We start from the raw sequence: 14,507 nt of genomic DNA on the forward strand, positions 1-14,507 counted from the left end.
CTCCGAAGCACGTCCGCACCGGAGCCAACCCCCGGAGTCCCTCATGGGTCGATACGTGATCCGGCGACTGCTGCAGATGATCCCGGTCTTCTTCGGCGCCACGCTGCTGATCTTCCTGATGGTGAACGTGATGGGCGACCCCGTCGCCGGACTGTGCGGCGACCGCCAGTGCGACCCGGCGACCGCCGCCCAGCTCAAGAAGGAGTTCGGCCTCGACAAGCCGGTCTGGCAGCAGTACCTGACCTACATGGGCAACGTCTTCACCGGCGACTTCGGCACGGCCTTCAACGGCCAGGAGGTCACCGAGCTGATGGCCAACGCCTTCCCGGTCACCATCCGCCTCACCATCGTCGCGATCCTCTTCGAGATCGTCATCGGCATCAGCCTCGGCGTCCTCACCGGCCTCAAGCGCGGCCGGCCCGTCGACACCACCGTGCTGCTGCTCACCCTGGTCGTCATCTCCGTCCCGACCTTCGTCACCGGCCTGCTCGTCCAGCTCCTCTTCGGCGTCAAGTGGAAGTGGATCGACCCCTCGGTCTCCTCCGCCGCACCCTTCGACGAACTGATCGTCCCCGGCCTGGTCCTCGCCTCCGTGTCGCTCGCCTACGTCACCCGGCTCACCCGGACCTCGATCGCCGAGAACAAGCGCGCCGACTACGTCCGCACCGCCGTCGCCAAGGGCCTGCCCCGCCGCCGGGTCATCACCCGGCACCTGCTGCGCAACAGCCTCATCCCCGTGGTCACCTTCATCGGCACCGACATCGGCGCCCTCATGGGCGGCGCCATCGTCACCGAGCGGATCTTCAACATCCACGGGGTCGGCTACCAGCTCTACCAGGGCATCCTGCGCCAGAACACCCAGACCGTGGTCGGCTTCGTGACCGTCCTCGTCCTGGTCTTCCTGGTGGCCAACCTGCTCGTCGACCTCCTGTACGCCGTCCTTGACCCGAGGATCCGCTATGCCTGAGATGCCCGAGCACCACGACGAGGGGTCGGCCATCGCCTCGACCGGGGCCGGAGGCGCCACCGACCTCGCCATGTCCGAGGCCGAGACCCTGGAACAGGGTCGATCAGCCGCCTCCGGCGGACGGGTCCCCGGCGGACCCGACGGCATCGGGCCCGACAGGAAGGCCCGCTCCCTCTGGTCCGACGCCTGGCACGACCTGCGCCGGAACCCGATCTTCATCGTCTCCGGCCTGATCATCCTCTTCCTGGTGGTCATCGCCATCTGGCCGCAGCTCATCGCGAGCGGCAACCCGCTCGACTGCGACCTCTCCAAGGCCCAGGAGGGCTCCCAGCCCGGCCACCCCTTCGGCTTCAACGGCCAGGGCTGCGACGTCTACACCCGTACGGTCTACGGGGCCAGGGCCTCCATCCAGGTCGGCGTCCTCGCCACCCTCGGCGTCACCCTCCTCGGCTCGGTCCTCGGCGGCCTCGCCGGCTTCTACGGCGGCGCCTGGGACGGCTTCCTCTCCCGGATCACCGACATCTTCTTCGCCATCCCCGTCGTCCTCGGCGGCCTGGTCCTCCTCTCCGTCGTCAGCAACAACAGCGTCTGGCCCGTCATCGGCTTCATGGTGCTGCTCGGCTGGCCGCAGATCTCCCGCATCGCCCGCGGCTCCGTCATCACCGCCAAGCAGAACGACTACGTCCAGGCCGCCCGCGCGCTCGGCGCCTCCAACTCCCGGATGCTGCTCCGGCACATCACGCCCAACGCCGTGGCCCCCGTGATCGTCGTCGCCACCATCGCCCTCGGCACGTACATCTCCCTGGAGGCCACGCTCTCCTTCCTCGGCGTCGGCCTCAAGCCCCCCACCGTCTCCTGGGGCATCGACATCTCCTCGGCCTCGCAGTACATCCGCAACGCCCCGCACATGCTGCTCTGGCCGGCCGGCGCGCTCGCCGTCACGGTGCTCGCCTTCATCATGCTCGGCGACGCCGTCCGCGACGCCCTCGACCCCAAGCTGAGGTAGGGATCCATGCTGCTCGAAGTACGCGACCTGCACGTGGAGTTCCACACCCGCGACGGGGTGGCCAAGGCGGTCAACGGCGTCGACTACTCCGTCGACGCGGGGGAGACCCTCGCCGTCCTCGGCGAGTCCGGCTCCGGCAAGTCCGTCACCGCCCAGGCCGTCATGGGCATCCTCGACATCCCCCCGGGGAGGATCACGCAGGGCGAGATCCTCTTCCAGGGCCAGGACCTCCTGAAGCTCAAGGAGGACGAGCGGCGCAAGGTCCGGGGCGCCCGGATGGCGATGGTCTTCCAGGACGCGCTGTCCTCCCTCAACCCCGTCCTCAGCGTCGGCGACCAGCTCGGCGAGATGTTCCAGGTCCACCAGGGCATGTCCCGCAAGGACTCCAGGACCAAGGCCGTCGAGCTGATGGACCGGGTCCGCATCCCCGCCGCCAAGGAACGCGTCGGCCAGTACCCCCACCAGTTCTCCGGCGGCATGCGCCAGCGCGTCATGATCGCCATGGCGCTCGCCCTCGAACCCGAGCTGATCATCGCCGACGAGCCCACCACCGCCCTCGACGTCACCGTCCAGGCCCAGGTCATGGACCTCCTCGCCGAGCTCCGGCGCGAGCTGAACATGGGCCTCATCCTCATCACCCACGACCTCGGCGTCGTCGCCGACGTGGCCGACAAGATCGCCGTCATGTACGCGGGCCGGATCGTCGAACAGGCCCCCGTCCACGAGATCTACAAGGCCCCCGCCCACCCCTACACCAAGGGCCTCCTCGAATCGATCCCGCGCCTGGACCAGAAGGGCCAGGAGCTCTACGCGATCAAGGGCCTGCCGCCCAACCTGCTGCACATCCCGCCCGGCTGCGCCTTCAACCCGCGCTGCCCGATGGCCCAGGACGTCTGCCGGACCGACGAGCCCCCGCTGTACGAGGTGACCGAGTCCCCGGTGCCGCGCGCCAGCGCCTGCCACTTCTGGAAGGAGTGCCTCCATGGCTGAGGCGATTCTCGAAGTCCGGGACCTCCACAAGCACTACCCGCTCACCCAGGGCGTCCTCCTCAAGAAGCAGGTCGGCGCCGTCAGGGCCGTCGACGGCGTCGACTTCGACCTCGTCGCCGGCGAGACCCTCGGCATCGTCGGCGAGTCCGGCTGCGGCAAGTCGACCGTCGCGAAGATGCTGGTCAACCTGGAACGGCCCACCTCCGGCACCATCCGCTACAAGGGCGAGGACATCACCAAGCTCTCCGCGCGCGCCCTGAAGGCGGTCCGGCGCAACATCCAGATGGTCTTCCAGGACCCGTACACCTCGCTCAACCCGCGCATGACCGTCGGCGACATCATCGGCGAGCCGTACGAGATCCACCCCGAGGTGGCGCCCAAGGGCGACCGGCGCCGCAAGGTCCAGGACCTCCTGGACGTCGTCGGCCTCAACCCCGAGTACATCAACCGCTACCCGCACCAGTTCTCCGGCGGCCAGCGCCAGCGCATCGGCATCGCCCGCGGCCTCGCCCTCCAGCCCGAGGTCATCGTCGCGGACGAACCGGTCTCGGCCCTCGACGTCTCCGTCCAGGCCCAGGTCGTCAACCTGATGGAGAGGCTCCAGGACGAGTTCTCCCTGTCGTACGTGTTCATCGCCCACGACCTGTCCATCGTGCGGCACATCTCCGACCGGGTCGGCGTCATGTACCTCGGCCGGATCGTCGAGATCGGCACCGACGCGCAGATCTACGACCACCCCACCCATCCCTACACGCAGGCGCTGCTCTCCGCCGTCCCCGTCCCCGACCCCGGGGCGCGCGCCCACCGCGAGCGGATCATCCTCACCGGAGACGTGCCCTCCCCGGCCAACATCCCCTCCGGCTGCCGCTTCCGCACCCGCTGCTGGAAGGCGCGGGAGCGCTGTGCCCAGGAGGTCCCCCTCCTGGCGGTCCCGGCCGTCTTCCGCCTCACCGACGGCCCGGCCCGCCACGACTCGGCCTGCCACTTCGCGGAGGAGAAGCACGTGGTGGCGGAGGAGCACCGGGCGGTCCTGGAGAAGCCGGAGAGCGGCGCCGGGACCCCGCCCCCGAGCGGAAGTCACCTCCTCCGCCCGGACGAGAACCCGCCCCCCGGCGCCCCTTAACACCGGGGCAACCCGCCCGACTCGGCTCCGATATACGGACGCGCCAGGCTGCACACCGTACGGCCGTGCGGGTGCCGTGGGCCGGCCGGAGCACGCCATGCGCTCCGGCCGGCCGCCCGCCCCCGCCGGTGGCTCAGGGGCGTTCGAGGCCGAGGGACCGCCTCAGGAAGTCCACCTGGAGCAGGAGCAGGTTCTCCGCCACCTGTTCCTGCGGCGTCATGTGCGTGACCCCCGACAGCGGCAGCACCTCGTGCGGCCGGCCCGCCGCGAGCAGCGCGGAGGAGAGCCGCAGTGCGTGCCCCACCACCACGTTGTCGTCCGCGAGCCCGTGCACGACCATCATCGGCCGCACCGGCACCTCCGGCGACGACAGCCCGTCGTCGGTGAGCAGCGACTGCGCCGCGTACACCTCCGGGTCGTCCTGCGGGGTGCCGAGGTACCGCTCCGTGTAGTGCGTGTCGTACAGCCGCCAGTCCGTCACCGGCGCCCCGACGACGGCCGCGTGGAAGACGTCCGGCCGCCGCAGCACCGCCCGCGCCGCCAGGTAGCCGCCGTACGACCAGCCCCGGACCGCCACCCGCCCCAGGTCGAGCGGGAAGCGCCCGGCGAGCGCGTGCAGCGCCTCCACCTGGTCGTCGAGCGTCGGCGTCAGGTCGCGCAGGATCGCCTTCTCCCAGGCGGGGGAGCGGCCCGGCGTGCCGCGCCCGTCCGCCACGACCACCGCGAAGCCCTGGTCGGCGAACCACTGGGACGTCAGGTGCGGGTTGTGCGCGGCGGTCACCCGCTGCCCGTGCGGGCCGCCGTACGGGTCCATCAGGACCGGCAGCGGCCCGTCGTCCTCCGCGTACCCCGAGGGCAGGAGCACCGCGCACGGGATCCGCCGGGCCCCGGCCTCCGTGAGCCGGGGCCGGGCGGTGATCACCGGCCGCTGCGCGTACGAGGCGACCGTCGCGACCCGTTCGCCGTCCCGCAGCACCCGCGCCGTGCTCCCCGGCTCCTCCGGGCGCGCCGACACCAGGACGGTCACCGCTCCCGCGCGCACCGCGCCGTGCACGCCCACGCCCCCGGAGAGCCGCTCGGCGCCCTCCTCCGTCACCCGGTAGACGTGGACCTCGCCGGTCTCCGGCGCCCGCGCCGCGGCGCCCGCCGAGGCCGACACGAGCACGTCGCCGGGGCCGACGTCGAGCACCGCCCGGACGTGCAGCCGCCCGTCGGTGAGGACCCGGTCCCCGACGGCCAGGACCCGCGCCCCGCCGTCGCCCGTGTCCACGTCCGAGCCCCCGTCCGCGACGTCCGCGATCCGTACGAGCCGCCCGTCCGCGCTCCACGCCGGCACCCCCGGAAGCAGCTCCAGCCACGCCGGGTCCTCCTCCACGAGCACGGTCGAGACCGCCCCGGTCGCCGGGTCCACCGCCAGGTGCGCCTGCTCCCGCTGCCCCCGCGTCTGGACGAGCAGCAGCGGAGCCCCGGCCGCCGACCAGTGCGCCCGCGCCAGGTACGGGTACCGCTCCCGGTCCCACTCCACCTCGGTGCGCGACCCGTCGAGGCCCAGGACGAACAGCCGCACCTCCGCGTTGTCCGTCCCCGCCGCCGGGTACCCCACCCGCTGCGGCTCCCGCTCCGGGTGCGCCGGGTCCGCGATCCACCAGGACCGCACCGCCCGGTCGTCCACCCGCGCCACGAGCAGCCGGTCCGAGTCCGGGGACCACCAGTGGCCGCGGTACCGCCCCATCTCCTCCGAGGCGATGAATTCGGCCAATCCGTAGGAGACGTGCGGGCCCTCCGGAACGGCCAGCGCCCGGTCGTCCGCGCCGTCCGCGCCCACCACCCGCAGCGCGCCCTCCGCGACGTACGCCACGAGCCGCCCGTCCGGCGAGGGACGCGGGTCGATCACCGGGCCCGGCACCGGCAGCTCCCGCGCCGTCCCGGCCCGCAGCTCCGCCGCGAACAGCCGCCCCGACAGGGCGAACGCCGCCAACTCCACGGCCCCGTCCACCGCGTACGCCACGATCCCGGCCGAGCCCTCCCGGCTCCGCTCCCGGCGCGCCCGCTCCTGCGGGGACAACTCCTCCTCCGCGCCCGCGAGCAGCACCTCCGGGTCGGCGGCCACGCGCTCCGCGGGAGCGCCGTCCCGGGGCAGGTCGAGCACCCAGAGCCGGTGCGAACGGTCCGTGCCGGAGGCGGACCTGACGAACACCACGCGCTCCCCGTCCGGGGAGACCGAGAAACCGCGCGGGACCCCCAGGCCGAACCGCTGGGTCCTGGCGTGCTGGCGGGGGAAGGAGAGCCCGGCCGAGGGTGGGGCCGGCTGCTGTCGAGACGAGGTCATGAGGCCGAAACTAGCGCTGTGCGCCCCCCTCGTGCCTCCGTCCGCCGATCGATGCGATGGCACGGATAGTTATGATCCGTAGCGCTGGGTGGGTAGGCATCCGTCTGGCACATGCGTTCTGCTCCTTGCCGGAACCGCCTGGAACAAACCGACCGAAGAAGTCCGACCGAAGAAGTGTGGAGGTGAACCGCCGTGGCACTCTCGATCTCCGTGGTGGTGCTGCTGGCGATCGTCGTCTTCCTTCTGATCCGGAAATCCGGGTTGAAGGCGGGACACGCGGCGATCTGTGCGCTCCTGGGCTTCTACCTGGCGAGCTCGTCCATCGCCCCGTCCATCAGCACCCTCACGACGAACGTGGCGGGCATGATCGGCGGCCTCAAGTTCTGAGCCTCCCGCGTGCGGCGGTCCTCCTCCCGGTCCGGCGTCCCGGGGTCTCGTAGGGTGGGGGCATGTCCGATCTCCCCGCCCGCCGTCTGCTGCTGGTGCACGCGCACCCGGACGACGAGTCGATCAACAACGGCGTCACCATGGTCAGGTACGCGGCCGAGGGCGCCCTCGTCACCCTCGTCACCTGCACGCTCGGCGAGGAGGGCGAGGTCATCCCGCCCGGCCTCGCCCACCTGGCCCCGGACCGCGAGGACCGGCTCGGCCCGCACCGCGTCGGCGAACTCGCCGCCGCGATGGCCGAGCTGGGCGTCACCGACCACCGCTTCCTCGGCGGCCCGGGACGCTTCCGCGACTCGGGGATGATGGGCGTCGAGCAGAACGGTCGGGAAGGCGCCTTCTGGAACACGGACGTCGACGCCGCCGCCCCGCACCTCGTCGAGGTGATCCGCGAGACCCGCCCGCAGGTCCTGGTCACCTACGACCCCGACGGCGGCTACGGCCACCCCGACCACATCCAGGCCCACCGGGTCGCCACCCGCGCCGCCGAACTGGCCGCCGACCCGGCCTTCCGCCCCGACCTCGGCCCGGCCCACACGATCGCCAAGGTGTACTGGAACCGCGTCCCGCGCCCCGTCGTCGAGGCCGGCTTCGCCCGGCTGCGCGCCGAGGGCTCCGCCTTCCCGGCGGTCGCGGAGACCGACGACGTACCCGGTGTCGTCGACGAGGACCGGATCACCGCCGAGATCGCCGCGACCCCGGAGCAGGCGGCCCGCAAGCGCGCCGCGATGGCCGCGCACGCCACCCAAGTCGCGGTCGACGGGCCCTTCTTCGCCCTCTCCAACGACCTGGGGCAGCCGATCCTCACCACCGAGTACTACGAGCTGGTCCGGGGCGTCCACGGCGCCCCCGAGGGCGAGCGCGAGACGGACCTCTTCGCGGGGGTGACCGCGTGAGCCCCTCCCCGCCGAACCCGCCCCGGCGCGAGCGCGCGTCCTCCTCGGGCCGCCCCGCCGCCACGGGCGGACCCCCGCGGTCCGGCTCCGGGCGGTCCGGCTCCGCGTCGCTGGGTTCCGGATCGTCCGGTTCTTCCCGGCCCGGGACCGGATCCGGCTCCGGATCCGACGGCTTCATCGTCTCCCGCAACGCCCGGTACGCCCTGTACGTCCTCCTGCTCGTCCTCGGCGCCCTCGTCGGGGCCGCCGGGGCCCTCGTCCAGGCCGCCTGGCTCCCCGCCGGCCTGCTCCTCGCGCTCCTCGCCACCGCCGGCCTCTTCTACGGCGGCCTGCGCGCCACCGGCACCCAGATCGGCGTGGCCGCGGCGGGCGGCGGCTGGCTCCTCGCCGTCGTCCTGCTCAGCTTCGGACGTCCCGAGGGCGACGGGGTGTTCGGCGGGGGCGTCGGCGAGCTTCTCTTCCTCTTCGGGGGCATGGGCGTCGCTGTGATGTGCGCCACGCTGTCCCGGCTGCCGCGACCGCCCCGGTGAGCAGGAGGACTTGAGGCCGGGACGTCCCGACTTGAGCCGGATTGCCCGTCGTCGGGGGCCCGGGGGTCGGGTGCGCGACGGCGGCGGCCAGTATGGTGGTGCGCGCCGCCGAACCGCCCGGGACACACGAGCATCAGCAAGAGCGGGCGGTGGAGCCAACCGGGAGATCCTGCTTTGAGTCGTGAAACTGGTCGAGAGACTGACAGTTCGTCCTCCGGCGCCCAGGGGCGCGGTGGAGCCGCATACCCCTCGGGTACCCCGCCGTACGGATCCCGCCAGTATCCGTCGCTCCACCCCACGCAGGACGCGCCGGAGGAGACCGGCGCCGCGTCCGCACCGCCGGAGGAGCCCAAGACCGAGACGACGCTGACGACCCGGATCCGGATCAACATCCCGGGTTCGCGTCCGATCCCGCCGGTCGTGGTCCGCAAGACGGTCAACGAGGCGCCCGCCCCGGAGGCCGAGCCGGAGCCCGCCCCCGCCGTGGAGCCGGAGCCCGAGCCGGTGGCGGCCCCGGAGCCGCCGACGGCCGAGGAGACCGGCCCGAAGGCGAAGGAGCCGAGCGACTGGTTCGCGCCGCGCAAGGCCGGGGCCCCCGCGCCCGCCCCCGCGCCGTCCCCGGCCCCCGCGCCGGGCCCGAAGCGCACGGCGCCCGGCCCGGACGCCCCGGGCACGGGCTTCGCGGGCTCCGCGACCTCGGGCGTCCCGACGGTCGGCGGCGCCCCGTCGAGCCGCCCGGTCACCCCGGCCGGCCCCGTCCCGGGCAACCCGCTGTACGAGACCGGCACGCCGGCGAGCGGCACGCCGCAGTACGACGGGACCCCGGCGGCAGGTGTCCCGCGGTACGACGGGACCCCGGCCGGCGGCACGCCGCTGTACGACGGGACGCCCACGGGTGGCACGCCGCTGTACGACGGGACCCCGGCCGGCGGCACCCCCGCCCACCCGGGTCCGGCGGCGCCGACCGGTCCGACCACCGGCCCGGCCACCGGCATCGCCTCGCTCGGCGGCCCCGGCACCGGCCCCGTCGGCGCGGGCCAGGGCCCCTTCCAGGGCCCGGGACAGGCACAGGGCCGGGTCCAGGGCCAGGGACAGATGCAGGGACCGATCCAGGGCCAGGGACCGATCCAGGGCCAGGGACCGATCCAGGGCCAGGGGCAGGCGCAGGGCCGGGGACCGGCCCAGGGCGCCGGCTCCCCGTTCCCCGGCGGCGCCCCCCGCATGTCCGACGACACCGCGATCCTGACGCCCCAGCAGCCCGCCCCGGCGCCCGGCCCCCGCCGTGGTCCCGGCCAGGGCGGTCCGGCGGCCGGGGGTGCGGGCCACGTCTCCGGCGACACGCTCACCAGCGGCATCCCCGTGGTCCCGCCGACGGCGGCCCGCCCGAACCCCGCCCCGCGCACCGAGGAGCGGCCGGCCCCGCCCCCCGCCCCGGCCGCGCGCCAGGCGCCCCCGGCCGGCCGGGCCCCGGCGAAGAAGGGCCGCTCCAAGCTGGTCCTCGTCGGCGCCGGAGTCGTCGGCCTCCTCGGCGTCGCCTACGGCGCGGGGCTGCTGCTCAACCACTCCGACGTCCCCAAGGGCACCACGGTGCTCGGCGTGGACATCGGCGGCGGCACGAAGGAGGAGGGCGTCAACAAGCTGGAGGCGACGCTCGGCAAGCGCGCCCACGCCCCGCTCCAGCTCTCCGTCGGCGGCAAGAAGGTCCAGCTGTCCCCGGACAAGGCCGGTCTGTCCCTCGACAGCCAGGAGACCGTCCGCGGCGCCGCCGGCAGCGACTACAACCCCGTCTCGGTCATCGGCTCCCTCTTCGGCGGCGAGCGGGTCGCCAAGCCGGTCTTCCCGGTCGACGAGGAGAAGCTGGCCGTCGCCCTGACCGACCTGGCGGGCACCTCCGGCTCCGCGACCGAGGGCACGATCCTCTTCGCGCCGGACAAGGTGACCCCGGTCGAGGGCAAGCCCGGCAAGGGCCTGGACGTCCGGCGCTCGATCTACTCGGTCCGGGACGCCTTCCGCGCCCAGGTCGAGACGGGGCAGTCCAAGCTGGTCGAGCTGCCGGTGACGACCCGTCGGCCGACGGTCACCAAGGCCGAGCTGGACCGGGCGATGAAGGAGTTCGCGGAGCCCGCGATGTCCGACCGGATCACGATCAGGGCGGGCGGCAAGGAGATCCAGTTCGGCCCGGCGCGGTCGCTGCCGCAGATCCTCTCCATGAAGGCCGTCGACGGCCGGCTGGTCGAGGTCTACGACAAGAAGGCGATCGAGCGGCTCCTGGACGGCGCCTTCGAGGGCGTCATGATCACCAAGGGCGACGGCACCAAGCACGAGGTCTCCGCCGACGACGTGGCCTTCGTGATGCGCGACGCGCTGATGGGCAAGACGCCGGCCGAGCGCACGAAGACGATCGACCTGTCCGGCGAGGGCTGACGGCCCCGGGGAACGAACGGACACGGGGGCGGGTGGTCGAACGACCACCCGCCCCCGCCGTACACCCCCTAGTTCAGCCGCGCCCGCGCCGCGAGGGCCCGCCGCCGGATGGTGGTCGCCGCCTCCGGGTCCACCGCGTCCATCACCCGCGCGTACGCCTCCATCTCCACCGCGCCCGTCAGGAAGTCCCCGCGCCGGACGAGCAGCTCGGCGCGCTCGTAGCGGAGCCTCGCCGGGTGGGAGGGGAGGAGCAGGGCGAGTTCCACCGCCCACAGGGCGACGCCGGAGCGCTCGGGGCGGGAGGACGCCCAGGCGCGGATGTTGTTGAGGACGCGCAGCACGATCGCCCCGGGCTCGGCCGGCCGGAGCATCGAGCGGTCGAGCGCCTCGCCGGTCGCGCTCGCCACCAGGAGCTCGGCGTCCGCGCCCGTCATGGCGCGCCCGCCCGCGAACGGGTCCACGAGGTCCAGGTCGGCCGGGTCGCCGAAGCCGACGACGAAGTGGCCGGGCAGCCCGAGCCCGTACACGGGCGCCCCGGCCCGGCGGGCGACCTCCATCCAGACGACCGAGAGCAGGATCGGCAGCCCGCGACGGCGCCGGAGCACCTCGTGGAGCAGCGAGGACTCCAGGCGCTGGTAGTCGGCGGGCACGCCCTCGAACCCCTCGCGGCGGCCCAGGAGCGCGGCGAGGGCGGCGGCCCAGCCGCCGGTGAAGCGAGTGGCGTACGGGACGAGCCCGGCGAGGCGGTCGAGCTCGATCTCGGCCGCGTCGAGGTCGTGGCGGGTGACGGAGGGGTCGGCCACCGCCCCGATGAGCAGACAGAGCCGCGCGAGATCGGGCCGCTCGCCCCGCGCCTCCTCCGCGAACTCCCGCCGCCAGTCGGGCGACCCGGGGAACTCGGGGGACCCGCTCGCCGAGCGGCCCTCCGAGCCGCCCGCCGAACCGTCCGCCGAGCCGCTCTTCGGTCTGTCCGTCGAGCCGCCCTCCGGAGCGGGCTCCGGGCCGCGCTCCGACCCAGGCTCCGGACCGCCCTCCGGGCCGCACCCCGACCCGTCCTCCGGAGCAGGTTCCGACCCGCCCCCCGGATCGCCGTGAGGTCCTTCCTCCGTCACGCCTCCGCCCATCGGTAGTGGTGGTAGTGGTGGTGGGGCGCGAAGCCCATCCCGTCGTACAGCGTCCGCGCGCCGTCGTTGTCCGCCTCCACCTGGAGCCAGGCCGCCGACGCGCCCTCGTCGAGGGCCCGGCGGGCGAGCGCGGTCATCACGGACGTGGCCAGGCCCCGGCGCCGGTGGGCCGGGTCGACCTCGACGGCCATGAAGCCGGCCCAGCGCCCGTCGACGACGCAGCGGCCGATGGCCGCCGGCATCCCGTCCGTGCCCGCCACGGACGCGAACCACACGCCCGGGCCGGAGGCGAGGACCGCCCGCACCGCCGGACCCGGCTCCTCGAAGCGCCGGTACCGGCGCAGCCACGCCTCGTCGGCGGTGCGGGAGAGACGGACGGCGGAGACGTCGGCGTCCAGGTCCCCGATCGGGGCGAGCGCCGCGATCCGCACCTCGGCGGACACCTCCCGCCGCCAGCCGAGCCGTTCGAGCTCGGCGCAGAGCAGCTCCTGGGTGCCCTCGGCGCCTGTCGCGGCCTGGACGTACGCGGGCAGCTTCCGGTCCGCGTACCACTCCCGCGCGTACGCCAGCGCCCCGGCGACCGGCAGCCCCGGATCACCGAGCGGCAGCACGGAGTTGGCCCTCCGGGTGAACCCGTCGGAGGCCCGCAGCGTCCAGCCCCCCAGCGCCTCGCTCTCGACCGGCTCCCACGCGCGCGCGGTGGCCCGCGCCAGCTCCGGGAAGGTGGCCGACGGGCCCCGCCGGCGGGCCGGGGCGGCGGGCACGACCTTCCCCGCGACCAGGGAGGATTCCGCGATCCGGACGGTATCTCCGCTCCTTCGTGTGATCAGCAGCACGCCGTCGTCCCATGATGTGAGAACCCCGACCGCGTCGGTGAACATGCCGCCCGCCTCGCCCGAGTCGGTCACGCACCGAACGGAGACACGTTTTCCCACGTCAGCGCTGGTGACACGGATCTCAAGGCGTCCGCCGCCGGTGAATTCCACTGCTTCTCCACCCCTCCTGTTCGGATCGCCCCCGAGAACGGAGATACTAGGTGCGGGCATCGACGACGCCGCGCTCCCGCGCAGACCAGCCCTATCGAGGAGGAACGACAGCGTGACCTACGTCATCGCGCAGCCTTGTGTCGACGTGAAGGACAAGGCGTGCATCGAGGAGTGCCCCGTCGACTGCATCTACGAGGGCAAGCGGTCCTTGTACATCCACCCGGACGAATGCGTCGACTGCGGGGCCTGTGAGCCGGTCTGCCCGGTCGAGGCGATCTTCTACGAGGACGACACCCCGGAGGAGTGGAAGGACTACTACAAGGCGAACGTCGAGTTCTTCGACGAGCTCGGTTCGCCCGGTGGCGCCTCCAAGCTCGGCGAGATCGAGCGGGACCACCCCTTCATCGCCGCCCTGCCGCCGCAGAACGGCTGATCGACCGCATCCGGTCCCGCACGGCGTTCGACGCCGTGCGGGGCCGACGCGTTTCCCGAGACGGCCGGTCCGAGTCCGTCGATCCGTACGCACTGGTACGAGGAAGTGAGCCAACCCGTGAGCGCAGTCTCTTCGCGCCTCCCCGTCTTCCCCTGGGACAAGCTGGAGCCGTACAAGAAGACGGCCCTGGCGCACCCGGACGGGATCGTGGACCTGTCCGTCGGCACCCCCGTCGACCCGGTCCCCGCCGTGGTCCAGGAGGCCCTGGTGGCGGCGGCGGACTCGCCGGGCTATCCGACGGTGTGGGGGACCCCGGAGCTGCGGGACGCGCTCACCGGCTGGTGCGAGCGGCGCCTCGGCGCGGTCGGGTTCGCCCACGAGAACGTGCTCCCGGTGGTCGGCTCCAAGGAGCTGGTGGCCTGGCTGCCGACGCAGCTCGGGCTCGGCGCCGGGGACGCGGTCGCCCACCCGCGGCTCGCCTACCCGACGTACGAGGTCGGCGCGCGGCTCTGCGGCGCGACCCCCGTCGTGTACGACGACCCGACCGGGCTGGACCCGGCCGGCCTGAAGCTGCTCTGGCTCAACTCCCCGTCCAACCCCACCGGGAAGGTCCTCCCGAAGGAGGAGCTGACCCGGATCGTGGCCTGGGCGCGCGAGCACGGCGTCCTGGTCTTCTCCGACGAGTGCTACCTGGAGCTGGGCTGGGAGGCCGACCCGGTCTCCGTGCTGCACCCGGACGTCAACGGCGGTTCGTACGAGGGGATCGTCGCCGTCCACTCGCTCTCCAAGCGCTCCAACCTGGCCGGTTACCGGGCCGCGTTCGTCGCGGGCGACCCGGACGTGCTCGGCGAGCTGCTCCGGATCCGCAAGCACGGCGGCATGATGACCGCGACCCCGGTGCAGGCCGCGACGGTCGCGGCGCTCGGCGACGACGCGCACGTGGCCGAGCAGCGCGAGCGGTACGCGGCCCGGCGGGCGGCGCTGCGGACGGCCCTGGAGGCGCACGGCTTCCGGATCGAGCACAGCGAGGCCAGCCTGTACCTGTGGGCGACCCGGGACGAGCCCTGCTGGGAGACGGTGGCGTACCTGGCGGAGAAGGGCGTCCTGGTGGCGCCCGGCGACTTCTACGGCGAGGCCGGGGAGCGGTTCGTACGGGTGGCGTTCACCGCGACGGACGAGCGGGTCGAGGCGGCCGTCAAGCGCCTGGGCTGACCCGGTACGCACACGGAAGGGCCCGGGGAGCGGTACGCGCTCC

General features: G+C 73.6%; 13 protein-coding genes. 10 read left to right on the plus strand and 3 right to left on the minus strand.

Annotation, left to right across the window (positions count from 1 at the left end; all coding sequences use genetic code 11):
* Positions 1 to 43 precede the first annotated feature (43 nt).
* The 4 genes from ACFY7E_RS03650 to ACFY7E_RS03665 are packed head-to-tail and all read left to right on the plus strand — an operon-like array spanning position 44 to position 4,086.
* Positions 44 to 967 (plus strand): ABC transporter permease, encoded by a 924-nt coding sequence (locus tag ACFY7E_RS03650; protein WP_383447566.1) that lies wholly within the window; start codon positions 44 to 46, stop codon positions 965 to 967.
* Positions 960 to 1,973: an ABC transporter permease gene (locus ACFY7E_RS03655; RefSeq protein WP_389480335.1), complete on the plus strand. Its 1,014-nt coding sequence runs from the start codon at positions 960 to 962 to the stop codon at positions 1,971 to 1,973. The genes ACFY7E_RS03650 and ACFY7E_RS03655 overlap by 8 nt, the downstream gene beginning before the upstream one ends.
* A gap of 6 nt (positions 1,974 to 1,979) precedes the next feature.
* Positions 1,980 to 2,963, plus strand: coding sequence for an ABC transporter ATP-binding protein (locus ACFY7E_RS03660; RefSeq protein WP_389480337.1), 984 nt, complete (start codon positions 1,980 to 1,982; stop codon positions 2,961 to 2,963).
* On the plus strand, positions 2,956 to 4,086 hold the full coding sequence (locus ACFY7E_RS03665; RefSeq protein WP_389480340.1) for an ABC transporter ATP-binding protein: 1,131 nt from the start codon (positions 2,956 to 2,958) through the stop codon (positions 4,084 to 4,086). Before ACFY7E_RS03660 ends, ACFY7E_RS03665 begins: the two co-directional genes overlap by 8 nt.
* A gap of 133 nt (positions 4,087 to 4,219) precedes the next feature.
* On the opposite strand, the gene ACFY7E_RS03670 is transcribed toward ACFY7E_RS03665, so the two are convergent.
* On the minus strand, positions 4,220 to 6,415 hold the full coding sequence (locus ACFY7E_RS03670; protein WP_389480342.1) for a prolyl oligopeptidase family serine peptidase: 2,196 nt from the start codon (positions 6,413 to 6,415) through the stop codon (positions 4,220 to 4,222).
* Between the two features lie 192 nt (positions 6,416 to 6,607).
* On the opposite strand from ACFY7E_RS03670, the gene ACFY7E_RS03675 reads away from it, so the two are divergent.
* The 4 genes from ACFY7E_RS03675 (at position 6,608) to ACFY7E_RS03690 (ending at position 10,709) form a co-directional block, all read left to right on the plus strand.
* Positions 6,608 to 6,802: a hypothetical protein gene (locus ACFY7E_RS03675; RefSeq protein WP_053640878.1), complete on the plus strand. Its 195-nt coding sequence runs from the start codon at positions 6,608 to 6,610 to the stop codon at positions 6,800 to 6,802.
* Positions 6,803 to 6,864: 62 nt separating this feature from the next.
* Positions 6,865 to 7,755, plus strand: coding sequence for an N-acetyl-1-D-myo-inositol-2-amino-2-deoxy-alpha-D-glucopyranoside deacetylase (gene mshB, locus ACFY7E_RS03680; protein ID WP_389480344.1), 891 nt, complete (start codon positions 6,865 to 6,867; stop codon positions 7,753 to 7,755).
* Positions 7,756 to 7,931: 176 nt separating this feature from the next.
* A complete protein-coding gene (locus tag ACFY7E_RS03685; RefSeq protein ID WP_389481030.1) occupies positions 7,932 to 8,285 on the plus strand; it encodes a DUF6113 family protein in 354 nt (117 codons plus the stop codon).
* A gap of 420 nt (positions 8,286 to 8,705) precedes the next feature.
* Positions 8,706 to 10,709, plus strand: coding sequence for a hypothetical protein (locus ACFY7E_RS03690; protein WP_389480346.1), 2,004 nt, complete (start codon positions 8,706 to 8,708; stop codon positions 10,707 to 10,709).
* Positions 10,710 to 10,777: 68 nt separating this feature from the next.
* On the opposite strand, the gene ACFY7E_RS03695 is transcribed toward ACFY7E_RS03690, so the two are convergent.
* Together ACFY7E_RS03695 and ACFY7E_RS03700 are read right to left on the minus strand one after the other, a co-directional pair.
* A complete protein-coding gene (locus tag ACFY7E_RS03695; protein ID WP_389480348.1) occupies positions 10,778 to 11,821 on the minus strand; it encodes a tetratricopeptide repeat protein in 1,044 nt (347 codons plus the stop codon).
* Entirely contained in the window at positions 11,818 to 12,819 is a 1,002-nt protein-coding gene (locus ACFY7E_RS03700) for a GNAT family N-acetyltransferase (protein ID WP_389480350.1), read from the minus strand. The genes ACFY7E_RS03695 and ACFY7E_RS03700 overlap by 4 nt, the downstream gene beginning before the upstream one ends.
* A 112-nt stretch (positions 12,820 to 12,931) precedes the next feature.
* Between ACFY7E_RS03700 and fdxA the strand changes: the two genes are divergently transcribed.
* Positions 12,932 to 13,252: a ferredoxin gene (gene fdxA / locus ACFY7E_RS03705; RefSeq protein ID WP_015035968.1), complete on the plus strand. Its 321-nt coding sequence runs from the start codon at positions 12,932 to 12,934 to the stop codon at positions 13,250 to 13,252.
* Positions 13,253 to 13,369: 117 nt separating this feature from the next.
* Entirely contained in the window at positions 13,370 to 14,464 is a 1,095-nt protein-coding gene (locus tag ACFY7E_RS03710) for a bifunctional succinyldiaminopimelate transaminase/glutamate-prephenate aminotransferase (RefSeq protein WP_389480353.1), read from the plus strand.
* Positions 14,465 to 14,507: the final 43 nt, after the last annotated feature.

The sequence above is a fragment of the Streptomyces sp. NPDC012825 genome, from assembly GCF_042900925.1.
Classification (GTDB): domain Bacteria; phylum Actinomycetota; class Actinomycetes; order Streptomycetales; family Streptomycetaceae; genus Streptomyces.

Bases quoted from the DNA above. Each gene is read 5' to 3' on its own strand.
- ACFY7E_RS03650 (WP_383447566.1), top strand. From the start codon at position 44: ATGGGTCGATACGTGATCCGGCGACTGCTGCAGATGATCCCGGTCTTC.
- ACFY7E_RS03655 (WP_389480335.1), top strand. From the start codon at position 960: ATGCCTGAGATGCCCGAGCACCACGACGAGGGGTCGGCCATCGCCTCG.
- ACFY7E_RS03660 (WP_389480337.1), top strand. From the start codon at position 1,980: ATGCTGCTCGAAGTACGCGACCTGCACGTGGAGTTCCACACCCGCGAC.
- ACFY7E_RS03665 (WP_389480340.1), top strand. From the start codon at position 2,956: ATGGCTGAGGCGATTCTCGAAGTCCGGGACCTCCACAAGCACTACCCG.
- ACFY7E_RS03670 (WP_389480342.1), bottom strand. From the start codon at position 6,415: ATGACCTCGTCTCGACAGCAGCCGGCCCCACCCTCGGCCGGGCTCTCC.
- mshB (WP_389480344.1), top strand. From the start codon at position 6,865: ATGTCCGATCTCCCCGCCCGCCGTCTGCTGCTGGTGCACGCGCACCCG.